This window comes from Nocardioides cavernae (genome assembly GCF_016907475.1).
Taxonomy (GTDB): domain Bacteria; phylum Actinomycetota; class Actinomycetes; order Propionibacteriales; family Nocardioidaceae; genus Nocardioides; species Nocardioides cavernae.
Window position 1 is genome coordinate 1,407,778 of sequence record NZ_JAFBCA010000001.1, and the last position, 17,339, is coordinate 1,425,116.

Annotated in this window: 13 protein-coding genes; 8 read left to right on the plus strand and 5 right to left on the minus strand. The window is 63.1% G+C overall.

Features of this window, described 5'->3' with window-relative positions; genetic code table 11:
- Positions 1-18: 18 nt before the first annotated feature.
- Positions 19-537, plus strand: coding sequence for a hypothetical protein (locus tag JOD65_RS06565; RefSeq protein WP_191193190.1), 519 nt, complete (start codon positions 19-21; stop codon positions 535-537).
- Positions 537-1,301: a hypothetical protein gene (locus tag JOD65_RS06570; RefSeq protein WP_191193189.1), complete on the plus strand. Its 765-nt coding sequence runs from the start codon at positions 537-539 to the stop codon at positions 1,299-1,301. The genes JOD65_RS06565 and JOD65_RS06570 overlap by 1 nt, the downstream gene beginning before the upstream one ends.
- 55 nt (positions 1,302-1,356) lie before the next feature.
- Here JOD65_RS06570 and JOD65_RS06575 read toward each other — a convergent pair whose 3' ends face one another.
- Positions 1,357-1,638: a hypothetical protein gene (locus JOD65_RS06575; RefSeq protein ID WP_191193188.1), complete on the minus strand. Its 282-nt coding sequence runs from the start codon at positions 1,636-1,638 to the stop codon at positions 1,357-1,359.
- 390 nt (positions 1,639-2,028) lie between these two features.
- On the opposite strand from JOD65_RS06575, the gene nrdR reads away from it, so the two are divergent.
- The 6 genes from nrdR to JOD65_RS06605 all read left to right on the plus strand — a co-directional run bounded on the left by nrdR (position 2,029) and on the right by JOD65_RS06605 (position 12,055).
- Positions 2,029-2,505, plus strand: a complete 477-nt coding sequence (nrdR, locus tag JOD65_RS06580; RefSeq protein WP_191193187.1) for a transcriptional regulator NrdR — start codon at positions 2,029-2,031, stop codon at positions 2,503-2,505.
- Positions 2,506-2,612: 107 nt separating this feature from the next.
- Positions 2,613-5,480: a vitamin B12-dependent ribonucleotide reductase gene (locus tag JOD65_RS06585; protein WP_191193186.1), complete on the plus strand. Its 2,868-nt coding sequence runs from the start codon at positions 2,613-2,615 to the stop codon at positions 5,478-5,480.
- Positions 5,481-5,589: 109 nt separating this feature from the next.
- Entirely contained in the window at positions 5,590-6,741 is a 1,152-nt protein-coding gene (locus tag JOD65_RS06590; RefSeq protein ID WP_204810981.1) for a cysteine desulfurase family protein, read from the plus strand.
- Between the two features lie 12 nt (positions 6,742-6,753).
- A complete protein-coding gene (locus tag JOD65_RS06595; protein WP_191193185.1) occupies positions 6,754-7,716 on the plus strand; it encodes a DUF4007 family protein in 963 nt (320 codons plus the stop codon).
- Positions 7,713-11,207 (plus strand): hypothetical protein, encoded by a 3,495-nt coding sequence (locus JOD65_RS06600; RefSeq protein WP_191193184.1) that lies wholly within the window; start codon positions 7,713-7,715, stop codon positions 11,205-11,207. The genes JOD65_RS06595 and JOD65_RS06600 overlap by 4 nt, the downstream gene beginning before the upstream one ends.
- Positions 11,204-12,055, plus strand: a complete 852-nt coding sequence (locus JOD65_RS06605) for a phosphoadenosine phosphosulfate reductase domain-containing protein (protein WP_191193183.1) — start codon at positions 11,204-11,206, stop codon at positions 12,053-12,055. The genes JOD65_RS06600 and JOD65_RS06605 overlap by 4 nt, the downstream gene beginning before the upstream one ends.
- On the opposite strand, the gene JOD65_RS06610 is transcribed toward JOD65_RS06605, so the two are convergent.
- From JOD65_RS06610 to JOD65_RS06625, 4 genes are all read right to left on the minus strand, one after another.
- The gene (locus JOD65_RS06610; protein ID WP_191193182.1) at positions 12,056-12,442 is read right to left on the minus strand and encodes a T3SS (YopN, CesT) and YbjN peptide-binding chaperone 1; all 387 of its coding nucleotides are present in this window, start codon (positions 12,440-12,442) and stop codon (positions 12,056-12,058) included.
- A gap of 20 nt (positions 12,443-12,462) precedes the next feature.
- Positions 12,463-13,215, minus strand: coding sequence for a phospholipase D-like domain-containing protein (locus JOD65_RS06615; protein ID WP_191193181.1), 753 nt, complete (start codon positions 13,213-13,215; stop codon positions 12,463-12,465).
- A gap of 760 nt (positions 13,216-13,975) precedes the next feature.
- The gene (locus JOD65_RS06620; RefSeq protein ID WP_191193180.1) at positions 13,976-15,793 is read right to left on the minus strand and encodes an ATP-binding protein; all 1,818 of its coding nucleotides are present in this window, start codon (positions 15,791-15,793) and stop codon (positions 13,976-13,978) included.
- A gap of 2 nt (positions 15,794-15,795) precedes the next feature.
- Entirely contained in the window at positions 15,796-17,160 is a 1,365-nt protein-coding gene (locus tag JOD65_RS06625; protein WP_204810983.1) for a DEAD/DEAH box helicase, read from the minus strand.
- Positions 17,161-17,339: the final 179 nt, after the last annotated feature.

Here is a 17,339-nt window from a genome sequence, read left to right on the forward strand (position 1 = left end):
GTTCTCGGGAGGCACCTCATGCACGTACGCCGCGCACTCGCGCTGACCCTCGCGGTCCCCGTCCTGCTGGCCGGGTGCTCCGACGACCCCGAGCCGAAGCCGAAGATCCCGGAGACCACCACCTCGTCGCCCACGCCGACTCCCACCGAGTCCGAGACGCCGGAGGCGGAGAGTCCGGAGGACTTCATTCGACGCTGGGTCAAGGCTGGGGACGAGATGCAGGTGACGGGGGAGACGGCTGAGTACTCGAGCCTCGTCGATGGGACATGCAAGGCCTGCGCGTCATTCGTCGACTCAGTGAAGGACGTCTACGGCAATGGAGGTTCGGTCGAGTTCGCGGGCTCCAAGGTCAACAGCATCAAGAGACGAGAGCGCAAGCCGCCTACCTTCGCGCTAACGAAGACCCTCCCGGAAACGGTCATCCGTCGAGAGAAGGGTTCAGATCCCGAGGTCCTGCCGTCAGGACGGACCACGCTTCTCGTCATCCTGAAACCCAAGCCGGATGGGTGGGCTATCTCCTACTACGGGATCCTCTGATGCTTCGAGTCGTCCTTGCGGTCGCGATGGCTGTGGCCGGCGTTTTGGCGGGACCTTCCGCTGCGCAGGCCGAGGGATGCCTCGCGGTCGGGATGGACGGCGTGTCAGCAGAGTGTGTCTGGAGCTACTCGGACTACCAGAGCTCCTCCGGCTCCGGCGACGGGCACACCTGGGTGGTCTCCATCCAGTGCGACAACGGCGGCATCTGCACGGAGTACGTCGAATGCGTGGAGGGCGGGCAGGAGGGCTACGTCCACGACGTCTACATGGACGGGTCCGACGTGGGTGATGTCTGCGTGCCACAGAACGCGGTCCAGCAGGTCGACCTCGCCATGCTGATCATCCGCGAGTTCAAACGGATCGCCTGGCCGTCGTCCAAGCTGGTCGTGCAACCGCGGGGCGGGCGCACCCTGGTGAACTTCGAGACCAACTTCTACACACCCGACCACCGGTCGATCGACCAGTCCGTCACCGTCGCCGGACAGTCGGTGGTGATCCGCGCGGTCCCCGTCTCGTACACCTACTACTTCGGCGACGACGACAGCACGACGACCGCGAGCCCCGGCAGCCCGCACCCCGACCTCGAGATCACCCACGCGTACGCGCGGACCGGCGACGTCGTCGTACGGGTGGACACGACCTATTCCGGCGAGTATCGGATTGGCCAGGGAGAATGGACGTCCATCCCGGACACCCTGACCGTCGAAGGTGCCGGGCAGGACCTCGGGATCGTCGAGGCGCTCCCGCAGCTGGTCCTCGAGTAGTCCAAGGCGACAACGCGGAGTTCCAAGGTCACCAGGTGACTCAGAGACTCCGCGATCAGCGCGCGGCGCGCTTACCGCCGACCGGACGCGGGGGAGCGTCGTCCGAGGGCGGGGGTTGGGAGATCCCCAGCGCCCGCATCAGGCGGGCGACGAGCAGCAGCCCGACGAAGAGGCAGGCGATCGCGCCGAGGCAGGCCAGGGCCATGAAGCTCCAGGCCGATCCGCCGGAGCCGCTGCGCGCCGCCGTACCGAAGTCGATGGCCGCGTAGACGAGGTAGCCCCAGGCGACCATGCAGAGGGTGATCGCGGCGCCCAGGACGAGGGCGGCCTTGTTCATTTTCCGGGGCGCCGGAGCCGCCCGGCGCGACCCTGCTCTCTTCCCCGTGGACACGGAGATCATTGTGGCCGATGTGGCCTGAGTGGGGCAGTCGAACATGCCAGGAGAAGCCTGCCGACACGCCGCCCCGGAGTCCCCAAACGCCACTGACCTGCGGTTTTACCGACCCCGGCAAAAACCTCGGAGGAACTCATCCGTTCGCTTGTCAGACCTAGTGGTCGGGGCGTACGGTTACCACTACATCTAGTAGTTACACCGCTGTAGTTATCCACATCTGGTGCACAGGCCAGAGGGCGAACCCCACAGCTACAGGCTAGTTGTCCACAGGAACATCCCCAACCCACACCCTGTTGCACGGGTGTGTGGAGCGCGCCCGAGAGGAGGACCGCCATGCACTGTCCGAACTGCAAGAACGAGGACACCAAGGTTCTCGACTCCCGGGTCGCCGACGACGGCGGTTCGATCCGTCGGCGTCGTACGTGCGCCGCCTGCGACCGTCGCTTCACCACGGTCGAGAAGATGCAGCTCACGGTGCTCAAGCGCTCCGGCGCCACCGAGCCGTTCAACCGTGACAAGGCGATCGCCGGCGTCCGCAAGGCCTGCAAGGGCCGCCCGGTCACCGACGCCCAGCTCGCGTGCCTCGGCCAGGACGTCGAGGACGCCCTGCGTCTCAGTGGCCAAGCCGAGTTCGACGCCAACGAGGTCGGGCTCGCGATCCTGGCCCCGCTCCGCGCGCTCGACGAGGTGGCCTACCTCCGCTTCGCGAGCGTCTACCGCGCGTTCGAGTCGGCTGACGACTTCGACGCCGAGATCAAGATGCTGCGGCTCGAACGAGCCGCCATTGTTCAGCCCGTCCAGACGGGCTGACCCACATACGGCCCGGCAGACCGTGGGGAAGCGGTCTGCCGGGCTCACCAAGCACCCGCGAGACGACTCGCGACGTTGAAACCAACACCACCACCACAGGAGACGGCATGACCGAGACGGTGAGCACCCGCGCCAAGGCGAAGGGCAGGGGCCTCAAGATGGAGCGCGTCTTCAGCACCGAGGGCACCCACCCCTACGACGCCATCACGTGGGAGCGTCGCGACGTCGTCCAGCAGAACTGGAAGACCGGCGAGACCGTCTTCGAGCAGCGCGGCGTGGAGTTCCCCGACTTCTGGTCGGTCAACGCCTCCACCATCGTCACCACCAAGTACTTCCGCGGCGCGGTCGGCACCGACGTACGCGAGTGGAGCCTCAAGGAGCTCATCGACCGGGTCGTGAAGACCTACACCAAGGCCGGCATCGACCACGGCTACTTCGCCGGTGACGCCGACGCCGAGGTCTTCGAGCACGAGCTGACCTGGCTGCTGGTCAACCAGTACTTCTCCTTCAACTCCCCGGTGTGGTTCAACGTCGGCACCCCGTCGCCGCAGCAGGTCTCGGCCTGCTTCATCCTCTCGGTCGACGACTCGATGGACTCGATCCTCAACTGGTACAAGGAGGAGGGCTTCATCTTCAAGGGCGGCTCCGGTGCCGGCCTCAACCTCTCCCGCATCCGCTCCTCCAAGGAGCTCCTCTCCTCCGGCGGTACGGCGTCCGGCCCCGTCTCCTTCATGCGCGGCGCCGACGCGTCCGCGGGCACCATCAAGTCGGGCGGCGCCACGCGTCGTGCGGCCAAGATGGTCGTCCTCGACGTCGACCACCCGGACATCGAGGAGTTCGTGATGACGAAGGCGCGCGAGGAGGACAAGATCCGCGCCCTCCGTGACGCCGGCTTCGACATGGACCTCGGCGGCGCCGACATCACCTCCGTCCAGTACCAGAACGCCAACAACTCGGTCCGCGTCAGCGACGAGTTCATGCGTGCGGTCGAGGACGGCACCGAGTTCGGCCTGCGCTCGCGCGGCACCGGCGAGGTCATCGAGACCGTCGACGCCCGCGACCTGTTCCGCAAGATCAGCACGGCCGCGTGGGAGTGCGCCGACCCGGGCCTGCAGTACGACGACACGATCAACGACTGGCACACCAACCCCGAGACCGGCCGCATCACCGCGTCCAACCCGTGCTCGGAGTACATGTCGCTCGACAACTCCTCGTGCAACCTGGCGTCGCTCAACCTGCTGAAGTTCCTCAAGGACGACGACACCTTCGACGCCGCGCTCTTCGCGAAGGCCGTCGAGTTCATCATCACCGCGATGGACATCTCGATCTGCTTCGCCGACTTCCCGACCGAGGCGATCGGCAAGACCACCGTCGACTACCGCCAGCTCGGCATCGGCTACGCCAACCTCGGCGCGCTGCTGATGGCGATGGGCCTGGGCTACGACTCCGAGGGTGGCCGCTCGATGGCTGCCGCGATCACGTCGCTCATGACCGGTACGTCGTACAAGCGCAGCGCCGAGCTCGCCGGGATCGTCGGCCCCTACGCCGGCTACGCCCGCAACGCCGACGCCCACAAGCGCGTGATGCGCAAGCACCAGGCGGCCAACGACGTCGTCCGCGTGCTGCACACCGAGGACGGCCGAGTGCACAAGCTGGCCACCAAGGCGTGGGCCGACGTGATCAAGACCGGCGAGAAGAACGGCTTCCGCAACGCGCAGGCCTCGGTCCTCGCGCCCACCGGCACCATCGGCTTCATGATGGACTGCGACACCACCGGCATCGAGCCCGACTTCTCGCTGGTGAAGTTCAAGAAGCTCGTCGGCGGCGGTTCGATGCAGATCGTCAACCAGACGATCCCGCGGGCGCTGAAGAAGATGGGCTACCAGCCCGAGCAGATCGAGGCGATCGTCGCCTACATCGCCGAGCACGGCCACGTGGTCGACGCCCCGGGCCTGAAGACCGAGCACTACGAGATCTTCGACACCGCGATGGGCGCCCGCTCGCTCAAGCCGATGGGCCACGTGCGGATGATGGCGGCCGCGCAGCCGTTCCTCTCCGGCGCGATCTCGAAGACGGTCAACCTGCCCGAGGACGCCACGGTCGAGGAGATCGAGGACGTCTACCTGCAGTCCTGGAAGCTCGGCCTCAAGGCGACCGCGGTCTACCGCGACAACTGCAAGGTCGGCCAGCCGCTGTCCGACGGTGGTGGCAAGGCCAAGAAGGACGAGGCCGACAAGGCTGCCGCCTCGGCTGCGGTCGAGACCAAGGTCGTCGAGAAGGTCGTCTACGCCCCGGTCCGCAAGCGCCTGCCGAAGTCGCGCGTCTCCCGCACGACGTCGTTCACCGTCGGCGGTGCCGAGGGCTACATGACCTCCGGCGCCCACGACGACGGCCAGCTCGGCGAGGTCTTCCTCAAGCTCGGCAAGCAGGGCTCGACCCTGGCCGGCGTGATGGACGCCTTCTCGATCGCGGTGTCGATCGGCCTGCAGTACGGCGTCCCGCTGGAGACCTACGTCTCGAAGTTCACCAACCTGCGCTTCGAGCCCGCCGGCCTCACCGACGACCCCGACGTGCGGATGTCGCAGTCGATCATGGACTACATCTTCCGCCGCCTGGCGCTGGACTACCTGACCTTCGAGGACCGCTCGATGCTCGGCATCTACTCCGCCGAGGAGCGCCAGCGCCACCTCGAGACCGGCTCCTACGAGCCGCTCGTGGAGGAGACCGGCTCGGCCGCCGAGCTCGTCGAGGCCGAGGTCGTCTCAACGCGTGCTGCTCCGGCTGCTGCCCAGGACGTCGTCGAGGCCACAGCCAAGCCGGCGCCCGCCGAGGCCAAGACCACGGCCGAGCTCTTCGAGAAGCTCACCGGCACCGCCGTCGACTCCCCGCTCTGCATGACCTGCGGCACGAAGATGCGGCCCGCTGGGTCCTGCTACGTGTGTGAGGGCTGCGGAAGCACCAGCGGCTGCAGTTGATGAGCTAAACGGAGTGTGGCGCCGTCCGGGGATCCTGTCGGCGCCACACGCCTGTTCGAAAGGCTGTGGATGTTCGCCAAAACGCGACTCCCGGCGCCTACGGTTGTGAGTGGAGGTTGAAGTGTCTGAGTTGGTCTATCTCGACTACAACGCTACGACGCCGCTCGCGCCCGAAGTCCTCGAGCTCATGATCCCCTGGATGATCGAGAAGCCATGGAATGCCGCGTCCGCGCACGTGGGAGGGCGTATTGCGCTGGGAGCTGTTGAGACGGCTCGCGGAGAGGTGGCCGACCTGATCGGCGCACGACCGAAAGAGATCGTCTTTACCTCCGGCTCCACGGAAGCGAACAACCTCGCGATCCGAGGAAGCCTGGATACCGCGACGGACCGACGTCGAGTGCTGGTGGCAGCTACTGAACACAAGGCTGTGCTTGAGACGGCAGAGGCCCTCACCGCGTCTGGCGTAAAGGTAGAGATGCTCCCGGTTCATCGTGACGGTCTGGTGGACCTGGAGTACCTATCGACCGCACTCGGGGGCGACGTTGCGCTGGTGTCGGTCATGCTGGCCAATAACGAGACAGGCGTAATCCAGCCGATCGATCAGATCGCTCGGTTGGCGCATCACTCCGGCGCGCTGGTGCACTCTGACGCTACTCAAGCGCCCGGGCGTATGCAGATCGATGTGCAGGAGCTCGGCCTGGATCTGGCGTCCTTCTCCGCGCACAAGTTCTACGGTCCGAAGGGTGTGGGGGCGCTTTACGTGAGGCGCGGCGTGAGCCTGAGTCCACAGCAGCTGGGCGGCGGTCACGAGGCTGGATTGCGAAGTGGGACGACGAACGTTCCCGGGGTCGTCGGGATGGGGGCGGCATCGACTCTGGCCCAACAGAACCTGGCCAAGAGTGTGGAGCAAAGCCAGCGGCTCATCGATCTGCTCATCGGTTGCATCAATGAGAAGCTCCCCGGAGCGGAAGTTGTGACGGGGACCGCGAAGCGGCTTCCAAACACCGTCAATCTGCGCTTCCCGGGCGCTGACGGCGAGGCAGTCATGGTGAACGCACCTAACGTCTTGATGTCGACAGGATCCGCTTGTACGTCCCGCGTGCCCGACGCGTCTCATGTCCTCCAGGCGATGGGACGTAGCCAGGAGGAGGCGTACGAGTGCCTCCGCTTCAGTGTTGGGCGAGAGACCACCGCTGAGGAGATGTCGGTGGCAGCTGATTGTGTTGCGTCTGCCGTCGAGAGGGTTAGAGAACTGTCGTGAGAAGGAGTGCCTGTGAGGCTTGACGAGTCGTGCGAGCCAGTGTTCGCCCGCCACGAGACCTTCCATCCGCGCTATGGCTGGGTGAAGAAGGGATTCGATGCGTCGAGCGACCCGAACATCTTCACCAAGGACGCGGCCGTCGTACGCATGGGGGTCGGAAAGAACATGGTGAAGTCCATCCGCCACTGGAGCCTCGCGTTCAAGATTCTACAGGCGTTGAGGGTGAACGGTCAGCGGACTCCGATCCTGCAGCCAACAAGCATCGGTGCGGCACTCTTCGACGACGAAGTAGGCGCCGACCCCTACATGGAGTTGCCTGGAACGAGCTGGCTGCTTCACTGGTGGCTGCTGGCGCCCCTAAGTCAAGCCCCTGTCTGGTGGGTGACGTTCAATGAGTTCGCTGGCATCGAGTTCACTGAAGAGGAGTTGGTTGCGTTCATCTCGGATCGCCTCGAGGGCTTCGGTAAGCCGAACGCTTCCTCGTTGAAGAAGGACGTGAGCGTGCTGCTCCGTATGTACTCGTCAGGGCACGCAACACGCGCGACATTCGAGGATAAGATCGATAGTCCATTCCGAGAGCTCTCACTCATCCAGCCCAGCACTAGCAACTCCGGTGCCTACCGCTTCCTTGTGGGTCCGAAAGCCACTCTGCCGCCACTGATCTTCGCTGCGGCGGTCATCGACTTCACGCTTCGTGCTGGCAGCGAGGATCGAATTGTCAGCATGAGTCGCGCTTTGGTTGAGCCTGGTTCGCCGGGACGTGCCTTCCGCCTGACCGATAGTGCAGCGCATGAACTGCTGGAGGAGGCAGCGGTGACGTCGAACGCCGTGCAGCTTCGAATGTCCAATGGAATGCCGCAGCTCTCGATGTCCGAGCACCCGCGTGACGTAATGCACCGCCTCCTAAGTGACCACTACGGACAGTTCGGCGCGACATTCGATGTGGGGTCGAATGCTGTGAGTGGTGTGGCATGACAGCTCTTATCGACCTCAAGGCTCCCCGCGAAAGGTTTGCCCGTTCGGTGAACGTCGAACGGGACTCGGGTTCTCATGCCATCGATGGGTATCTCCCGGTTGGACGCGCGATCGACAGCGTCGACCGCCTCGCCACGGCAATGTTGGGGCAAGGCGAGGTAGCGCTCTCAGTCACGGGTCCGTACGGCACGGGCAAGTCGTCGCTTGCCCTGTGGCTCGACTGCCTCTTTGCTCCATCTAACTATGCCGGTAGAAAGTCGGCCGAGGCAGCACTCACGGCAGCAGCGCCCAAGGTGATGGAGAGCGTCGCTGCCGCTCGGTCCAAGGCGAGCGCTGAGCAGCACGGCTTCGTCCGCGCTGTCGTCACGGCGCAGCGGGAACCAATCGCCAACACTGTGCTCCGCGCCCTTGAGCACGGACTCAGTCGATACTCCGCGCCGTCGAACCGAAGGAAGGCGCTGGCGGAGCTGACTAACCAGGTATCACAGCTGAGGGAGCTTGTTGGATCAGCCGGGTCGATAGTCGAAACTCGCCAAGTCCGAGATCTCATTCGCCAGGCGAGTGCGGTTGCGCCTCTGCTCATCATCATCGATGAGTTCGGGAAGAACCTTGAGGCATTCGTAGAGAACCCCGGAAACAGCGATCTGTTCTTACTCCAGGAGCTCGCGGAGTGGACGAGGTCAGCTCCCGGCCGGCACCCCGTGGCTCTGGTCACGATGCAGCACATGGCCTTTGGCGACTACGCAGTTGGCACGAGTGGTGTTCAGCGTCGCGAATGGATGAAGATCCAAGGTCGGTTCGAAGACATTCCCTTCGTTGATACGCCGACGCAGACGCGCGCTCTCATCGCGGCCGCATTTGACGCCCCGCAGGCGGAGTTGGCCAATTCCTTGTCTGGCTGGGCCGACACGCACAGTGCTCGTTTGCGGGAGATCGGACTAAGTGATCTCGCGGAGAGCCCAGATATCCTGAGCCGCAGCTGGCCGTTGCACCCGCTTGCCCTCGCAGTGCTCCCTGCTCTCTGCAATCGTTACGGGCAGAACGAACGGACCATGTTCTCGTTCCTGGCTAGCCGTGAGCCGATGAGCGTAGGGCGCTTTCTTCAGGAGACGACCTGGGAGACGTCCCAGTCGCTTCCCGCGGTCGGTCTCGACCGTTTGTATGACTACTTCATCGATTCGGCCTCCAACATGGTCGGCATCTCCGCGGACGCGTCGCGCTGGATTGAGATCGACACACGTATTCGCGACGCACGCGATGTAACTGATGATGACCGTCGATTGTTGAAAACAATTGGAGTGCTTAACCTCACTTCGACTGGCGGATCGCTCCGGGCGAGCGAGCACATACTGGAGTACGCCGATTCGAATTGCGACACCTCGCCAGAGCATCTCAAGAAGTCGCTGCGGCGGCTGATTCGTCAAGGACTTATCACATATCGGGACTTTGCCGACGAGTACCGCGTCTGGCAGGGCAGCGACTTCGACATCAAGACAGCTGTTGAGAATGCCCGTCGGCGCCTCCGTGACATGCCTGACAACGAGGTCCTGACCGCTGTTCTTCCGCTATCGCCTGTGGTCGCAGCGAGGCATTCGCATCAGCGCGGCACCCTGCGAGCATTCGAACGCACGTGGATCGACGCTCGTGCGGCTGTGTCTCCCTTGACGGCGACTGATCGGGGAGACGGACTTGTCGCTTACGTAGTCGGAGGGCAGTTCGCCGGCAGCGTTGCCAGTGGTACGAGGGACAAGCCCATTGTCCTGGGGGAAGCTGATTCGACTCGGCTCGCAGACGCGGCGCGCGAGGTACTGGCGCTGCGAGAGCTCCTTACTAGTGAGGAAGTAGCGCCTCATGATTGGGTCGTCCGGAAGGAACTGAACGAACGCCTCGTTGTCTCGCTGGTCGAGACTAAGCGCCAGTTCGAAGCGGCGTACGGCCCGCTTGCGGACGTGTCCTGGTCGTGGGTCAACAGCGAGCACTCCAGGAGGAAGCGCCTATACGGTTCGCTCCCGGCTGTGGCCTCAGTGATCGCCGACCAGAGCTACTCGTCCGCCCTTCCCCTACGCAACGACCTGATCAATCGGCACGAACTCTCCTCGCAGGCTGCAAAGGCAAGACGCGAGGTAGCGGAGATCATGCAAGCTCGGCAGCACTTGCCGGCCTTGGGTCTGGAAGGCTTCGGCCCGGACCGGACGCTGTATCTATCCCTGCTGTCTGAGTTCGGTATCCATCAGCAGCGCGGCGGGCAGTGGATGTTTGCCTCGCCAGAGAAGTCGAACCCGGCCTACCCAGTGTGGGACGCCTTCGTGGCGGAGCTTCGACAGGCGACGGGCGCTCGGCTCAACGTGGGAAGCCTCTTCGAATCGCTTTCTCTACCGCCGTTTGGCCTTCGAGCAGGCGTCGCTCCACTCGTCTTGATCGCAGTCCTATGCGCCCATTCTGATGAGTTCGCCATGTACGAACACGGCACCTTCCGACCCCGACTCGGTGCTGACCTGGTCGAACGTCTGCTGCGCAACCCGGGAAACTTCGAGGTCAAGTGTTTCGGCACGCGAAGCAAGCCTCGGCGTGAGTTCATCGAGGCCGTTGCGCAAGCTCTCGACCCCACGCGAGATGGTCGGCCTGCAAGCGTGGTGTCGGTCGTTTCTTCCATGGTCGCGCAACTTAATATGCTGACTCAATACGCCAAGAAGACGAAACGGCTCAGCGAGCATGCAATGGCAGTCCGCTTGGCAATCCTCGAGGCGACCGAGCCGGATGAATTGCTCTTCGGGCGCCTCCCAACCGCCGTCGCTGCGGCCCCTGTCGGTGCTCGGGACGAGCGGGAGATTGCCGAACTAGAGGCACTAGCAAGGAGCATCGCCTCCTCGCTAGGGGAGTTGTCCGCGGCGCGCGCCCGCCTCTCGGACTCCCTAGCGAGCTCGCTCGCAGTGGAGCTGAAGGTGGTTGGCGATCCGCAGGAGGCGTTGTCGGTGCGCAGCCAGCAGGTTCACGAAAAGATTTTGGACCCGCGTTTGAAGGGACTTTCGACCGCGCTCCAGGCGGACATGGACGGACCCGAATGGCTGGATTACGTGGCCATGCAGGTTGTCGGGTCACCTCCCGACAGCTGGGGGGATGACGAGGCCGAGCGGTTCCACATGTCGATACGTGACCTCGGCATGGCGTTCCTGCGCATCGAAGCACTTACCGCTGATATGCGCGCCGGGTCCGGCGACTTCGAGGCATTGCGCATCGCTGTCAACTCGTCGCGTGGCGGTGACCTCGTCCGTCTCGTGCAGCTCGACGATCAACGAGCGGACGTAGTGGCTGCAGCGCTCGAACCCGCGATGCTGAAGCTCATCAACACCGGGGTGAGTGAGACCGAGGCTCGCGAATGGATTCTGGCGCATCTACTGGAGGCGGAGCTCTCGACTGCCCGGGATCAGGCCGATGTCCGTCTCGCCACGTACGGTGAGGGAAAGACCCAAAGCGAGGAGCGGCACGCATGAGCGCGAACCAGGTTAGGCACGTATGCGGGATATCGGGGGGTAAGGACTCCAGTGCTCTGGCCATCTACCTTCGTGATCGAGTTCCAGAGATGGAGTACTTCTTCTGCGACACCGGTGCTGAGCTGCCTGAGACGTACGAGTACCTCAACAAGCTCGAGGTCGTCTTGGGCAAGCCGATCGCTCGCCTCAATGCGGACAAGGGCTTTGACCATTGGTTCGAGGTGTACCGCGGGACACTCCCGTCGCCACAGATGCGGTGGTGTACCAAGCTTGTGAAGATCAAGCCCCTCGAGGCGTGGCTCGGCGACGACGAAGCCATCAGCTATGTGGCAATCCGCGCCGACGAAAAGAACCGTAAGGGCTATGTGTCCACCAAGCCCAACATAAGTGCGGTCTTCCCTTTCGTGGAGGAAGAGGTCGATCATGAGGGCGTCCTTCGCATTTTGGACGAAGCGGGCGTCGGTTTGCCGGCCTACTACGAATGGCGCACACGAAGTGGTTGCTACTTCTGCTTCTACCAGCGCAAGGCGGAGTGGGTCGGGCTTGCCGACCGTCACCCGGAGCTGTTCGAGCGCGCAGTGGCGATCGAGCAGAAAGTGCTCAAGGATGGGGGCGCTTCCGGCGACGTCAGCTACCAGGGCCAGGCGATGCAGGGACGCGACTACACTTGGTCGAACGGAGAGACCCTTAGCGAACTTCTTGATCGCCGTGAGGAGATCCTGAAGAAGCACGCAGAGGCAATGGCAAGGGCGGCGAAGAGCCGACGCAATCTTCCCCTGATCGAGGTCCTCTCCGGCGCCCTCGACGAGGATGACGATAGCGACGCGTGCGTGGTCTGCGCGCTATAGCTAGTCAACGCCGCGCGATCCGCCCAACTCGGCCTGGAGAAGGTCATCATGATAGTCGGCGAGTTGAGCCATCGACGTGAAGGCAGCCATCAACTCGGGCTCCTGAAGGTGGTCGCCCAGCATGTCGTACTCCAAAGCGATCACCCGCTCGCGTGAGTAATAGGCCCAGCGACCGAAGACTTCCCGGCAGTTGAGCTCGTTTAGACGAGTCAGTACACGACCGTCCTCCGCCTCTACGTGGCGCAAGACATCCGATCTAATCTCGATAAGGGACTGTGAGCCCCAGGATCGGAAAGAAACGCTCACAAGTGCACTGGAGAATCGAAAAGTTAGAGCATCGGCGGCTCCGGTCCAGCTAAGGCCGTTTCCTTCGAGGATGGATTCCACGTGTGCGCGCGCTCGTTGGATCATCGTTCTTCCCCTTCTTTGAGAGCTGCGACGCGAAACATGACCTCACTTCGGTTAGGCGTCCTGACCACGTACCTACTGGGGAGAAACTCCATCAGCCAACGCATGAGTGTTTGCCAGGCGAGATCGGCCGCCTGCGGATCCAGCGCGAGACGATCGCGAAGGAGATCGCGCATTGCGCCGAATCTCTGGCCGCGCACGAGCAATTCATCAACCTCATGAATCAATGGATGCTGAAGCAGTCGTCCCCCAGTTAGCACCGTGAAGTCGCCAGAGTCCAGGCCCTGAGGAAGATCTAACCAAGACAAGTCCGCGCGAGCTGTCTCTCGTGAACCGCTCGTGAGGATGTCGGGTCCCAGCGAGTAGGCGCGGTATAGGTCCGATGGATGGCGTAATCCAGGAGTCCACCGGGACCAGTCTGTCGTCGACTCGTCGTGCGCCAACGATTCGGCCGCTGGCGGCAGCGGCTGCAGCCGGAGCGCCAGGGCTGCGATCTCGGAGGCGAGGCTGGCACTGGCTCGGATGCCCTCGGCCAGCAGGCGCTGCTCTAGCGCGCGCACATGCTGACGCTTGGCAGGAATGAGGAGTTCAAGATTGCTGCACGTTGCCCAGCCGAGGGCGGTGGCCGTCAGGTTGGCTGAGCCGAGAAGCACTTCGGAATCATTGCGATAGTACTTTGCATGAAGTCTATCGTGCAGAACCACTCTGCCTCCTCGGCTTTCTACAACCTCGAGGACCTCCAAGTCAGTCACCCCGGCAGCCACCTCCTCTGGACGCCAGCGCGTTATGAGAGTGATGTCTGGGGTTCTGTCAAGGCGAGCAAAAAGCCGCTCGACGCTCGGGCGTTTGACAAAAGGGGCACAAAGCACGAGTTCCCGCTCGGAAGTGCTGACCAAGCGCGCGAGGTCGTCGCCATGCGTTGAGTCGTTCATTCGCGCATCAGTTCGATAGCTCGGCGACCCCAGAACAGGCGTGCGTCCTCAAGGCTGCGCCTCGCTCCGGCGCCCGAAGCCCCATCCTCGTACAGAGCCCAAGACGCCAAAAGGATTTCCACGAGCTCCTTATAGGGAGACGATGCGTCGGAGTCGTCTGAATCAAAAGGGGTTGGAAGTCGTGCGAAGACCTCATGCACGGAGTTCAAGACAAGCTCGATCGTGTTGCCGGAGGACCTCACTGTGAAGAATGCGTCAGTGTCGAGGGCGCGACGCTGCATTCTTATAGTTAGCCCATTGGAAAGCGTTAGCGCTCCGAGCTCCTTCGCGGGCTTCGACGACAAGAGCTCAGGCTTGGAGTCCGCTACAGCACTGTGTGTTGTAGAGGACTCCCGACGTTGCTTCGAAGTCTTCAACGACCACCGATGACCTGGCTGCCAGACGAAGTCCCCGGGCCGGCCCCAAAGAATGGCGTCGACCTCCCGGTCGGGTAGACCGGTCGCTGCCGCAACCTGCGAGACCGAGAGTGGCGTGGCCGACTCGGACAAGGCGTGCTTGACCTGCTCTGGAGGTTCCACCTCTACGCCCGGTTATCCAAGAAGCCTTCGGCCATGCGACCCCAGTCATGCCGCACATTCTGCGCAGCCCTACGCTGGTCGGGCGAGGTTTGCTCATCCTCGTAGCGTGCCCACGCGAAGAGCATCATCTCCAGCCCAGCTTGGGAGGCAAGGAGCTTCGCTTTTAGGGCTTCGGGGTCCTCTGGCAGCGCGGCGGGGTCCTGCGCGCCGAGCAGCAGGCTGTACGCAGGGTGGTCTGTGTTGAGCGTGACAAGGAGTACTCCACCCCTTGGCTGCACGGAGAAGAACGCGCCCCCTTCGAGAGACGAGACGTCCATGCGGTACTTCAAGCCCTTGTCGATCGTCTCAGCGGCAAGAGCTTTGGCTGCTTCATGCGAATGTCCGGAGGCCTCGAGCTGTTCCGCGAGTTCGGTTGCCCGTTCATCCGCGGGTTTGGATTCATCCGCATCGCTCTGACCTCGATGCCCGGCTTCTTGGCGCTTGCGGACCGCTTCGGTGGCCTGGGCCTCAGCCGTCTGATTCTGGTGTCGCTTCCGCCTGCGTCCTTCGGCCTGTACGCCGATGAGCTTGCGCATCTCGCGGATGTTGGTCTGAATGCGATGGACGAGTTCGAGGAGGGGCTCGAGGGGGTCCTCGTCATCGGCGAGGGCCTGACGAGCTCTGCTTATCGAGCCGCCGTGCTCCTTCACCATTGCCGCCGTGTCGATCCTGGCTGCTTCTGCGAAGTTGCGTGCTGACTGCTTGTTGTTGGCAACGCCGAACAGTTCGTCAAGGCCGGGCTCGAAGCTGACCTCGACGCCCCACCAGCGCTCGCGTGGATCATAGGTCGTGGTCCAGGCAGGATCGAGCTCAAGCTCGCGACCCGCACGGACCACCGACACTCCGACGTTTCGCGCGGCGTGTCGGCCGTGCGCGCGACTTCCGGCGTTGTCGCCCGCACGAGCCTCCTCAGTGGCCAGGGCGAGTCTTGTCTTGACGACATGGTCCTGTCCTTGGAAACGAATCTTCGTTTCGATCTCGTATGCATCTGCGGACGGGAATGGCTCGAACATCGGCTTGTTGTCGAACGGGGAGGGGCACGTCGTATCGCTCATGAGGTACAGCGGGTCGTTGGGCCGGGCGCGCTTCTCGATGACCGGCGCTTGGGGGTTGTCATCGAGGAAGCTGCGTAAGTGAATCTGGACATCACCGCGGTCGATCCAGTAGCGGTACATGCGCCCGATCAACTCTTCGGAGTTGTCGATCAGTGCCTTGGAGGTTCGCCAGAGGGACCGATCGATCTTGCTCCACACGACTAGCGTTCCGGACTCGCCGAGGTCGCGCCGCCCGGATCCCGCAGTCCAAATTCTCGGTATTGCTTTGAGCTCCGGCCGGGGCACGGTCTTGAGATCACCGGACTCAATCTCAGCGAGATCGATGTAGCTATGCAGGGCTGACTCGGGACCTGCCTGCCAGCTCCACACGTCGACTCGCCGACACTGTGAGATTGAAGCGCTGGGAAGACCCATGCCAAAGCGCCCCATGCCTTTCGCAGCATTCTCGTCGGAGAGACGAGTTCCGTTGCCGAATTGCAAGGCGATCTGGAGTGTGGCCTCATCCATGCCACTACCGTCATCGAGCACCGCGACAGAGCTGAGCCGCCGGCGCATACGCTGGTCGACCATGCCCTCCTGGTCTGCGCACAGCACCGAGACCTGCCCTGCCCCCGCTTGAATCGAGTTGTCCATCAGCTCGGCCAAAGCGTAAGCGGCGTTCTTGTAGCCGTTGTCGCGCATCGCCTTCACAGCGAGCGAGGTTGGCACGATGTCGTAATCAGTCATGTTCACTCCCACACGTCTTCCCAATTGATAAATGCGTCGGCTGGCGATGCGAAACCTTCAAGGCCGGGATCGACGACCGTCGCGATAGTTGCTGTCGCGTTTCCACCCGCTCGAGGCCCTCTGATTGCGCGTCCGACCATCTGGCTGTAGAGGACAAGGCTCGCGGTCGGGCGCGCAATAATCGCGGCGCTCGTTGTAGGCGCATCGAAGCCAGTGGTCAGTACGCCGTAATTGACGAGTATTCGTGTTTCCATCGAGGGATCACGAAAGTCACGGATGGCCCTCGCTCGTTCTCCCTCCGGGGTCGTGCCCGTAACTGCGCGCGCCCGAATTCCACGCGAGCGCAAGACAGTAGCCAAGACCACTGCGTGCTCTACGGTTGCAGCGAAGATGATGATCCGCGGATGAGTTCGTGCCATCGCCTCTGTGCGGTGCACGATGAGAAGGTTTCGCTGTTCATCCTCGGCAAGTTGCTGTAAAACGCGAGCGGGAATATCGAGCCCGTCGGCGAGGTCGCTGACGTCTTTCGGGCTCAGTTCGATGCCTACTGCAGAGTGCAGACTCTCAAACTGGGAGTCCGCTAGGTATCCTTCATCCACCAAATAGTCCACTGGGTTGTCGTACCCGGGAACCGTCAGCTTCACCTTACGGTGGAAGAAGAAGTCCGCCAGTCGCTGGTCCTCGTCCACATCGTTCCACGTGCGACCCGGAGTGGCACTGAGTCCAAGAAGGGGAGTAGCTGACCCGGCCTGCGAAAGCAGGTCAAGAACTAGCTGGTAGCTCGGTGCAACTGCTTGGTGCGCCTCGTCCATCACCACTAGCCCGACGCGGCCGGCCAGGCCGCCGAGTTCGCGCCATTCACGTTTGGCGGACGCGAAGGCCTTGGGAAGACCGGCGATGATAATTCCATCCTTCTGCCCGTCCGGGGCGAGGGTGTGCCGACCCCACCAGCGTTGCACGGGGAGTTGTCGATTTCCCAGGCTCCGCCAGGCTACGGCGAACTCGGAGGCGGCTTGCTCGCAGAGTTCCTCCGAATGCGCGAGCCAGACTACGAGAAATGGCTCATGCCGATTAAGCAGCTCACATATGGCATTCATCGCGGTTCGTGTCTTGCCCGAACCTGTGGGCATGTGGAGCAACACGCGATGTGGTTCCACCTCCAAGTCACGGAGGACTGCCCGAGCGGCGACTCGCTGGTGCGCAAACAAGCCATGTCTGCCTTCGACCAGCTCGAGTGATGGCTTCTGCTCATCCCCTGTGGGCTCGTCATCGGCAACCGAAAAGAAGTCCAAGAGCGCCGCACCACGAGCTGTCGAGCGTCGTATGGCAAGCGCTGCGAGTGCGTCGTACGGCTGGTCCGCATCCACGCCTAGGTCGATGGCAAGCGAACGCGCTTGTTCGAAGGGGAGGAGCTGGAGCAGTTCTGCTCTGGTTGCGGGATCTAGCAGCAATGCCGCCGGAGAGCGCAAGTCAGTCAGTACCTCGCGTAACCGGTCCGGGCTCGCGAGATCTGGGTCCAGTCTTGCCAACAGGCGAACGACTCGGC

What these genes read in the sequence shown, in the direction of transcription:
- JOD65_RS06570 (WP_191193189.1), top strand. Translation starts at nt 537, where the DNA reads ATGCTTCGAGTCGTCCTTGCGGTCGCGATGGCTGTGGCCGGCGTTTTG.
- JOD65_RS06585 (WP_191193186.1), top strand. Translation starts at nt 2,613, where the DNA reads ATGACCGAGACGGTGAGCACCCGCGCCAAGGCGAAGGGCAGGGGCCTC.
- JOD65_RS06600 (WP_191193184.1), top strand. Translation starts at nt 7,713, where the DNA reads ATGACAGCTCTTATCGACCTCAAGGCTCCCCGCGAAAGGTTTGCCCGT.
- JOD65_RS06620 (WP_191193180.1), bottom strand. Translation starts at nt 15,793, where the DNA reads ATGACTGATTACGACATCGTGCCAACCTCGCTCGCTGTGAAGGCGATG.
- JOD65_RS06575 (WP_191193188.1), bottom strand. Translation starts at nt 1,638, where the DNA reads ATGAACAAGGCCGCCCTCGTCCTGGGCGCCGCGATCACCCTCTGCATG.
- JOD65_RS06565 (WP_191193190.1), top strand. Translation starts at nt 19, where the DNA reads ATGCACGTACGCCGCGCACTCGCGCTGACCCTCGCGGTCCCCGTCCTG.
- nrdR (WP_191193187.1), top strand. Translation starts at nt 2,029, where the DNA reads ATGCACTGTCCGAACTGCAAGAACGAGGACACCAAGGTTCTCGACTCC.
- JOD65_RS06605 (WP_191193183.1), top strand. Translation starts at nt 11,204, where the DNA reads ATGAGCGCGAACCAGGTTAGGCACGTATGCGGGATATCGGGGGGTAAG.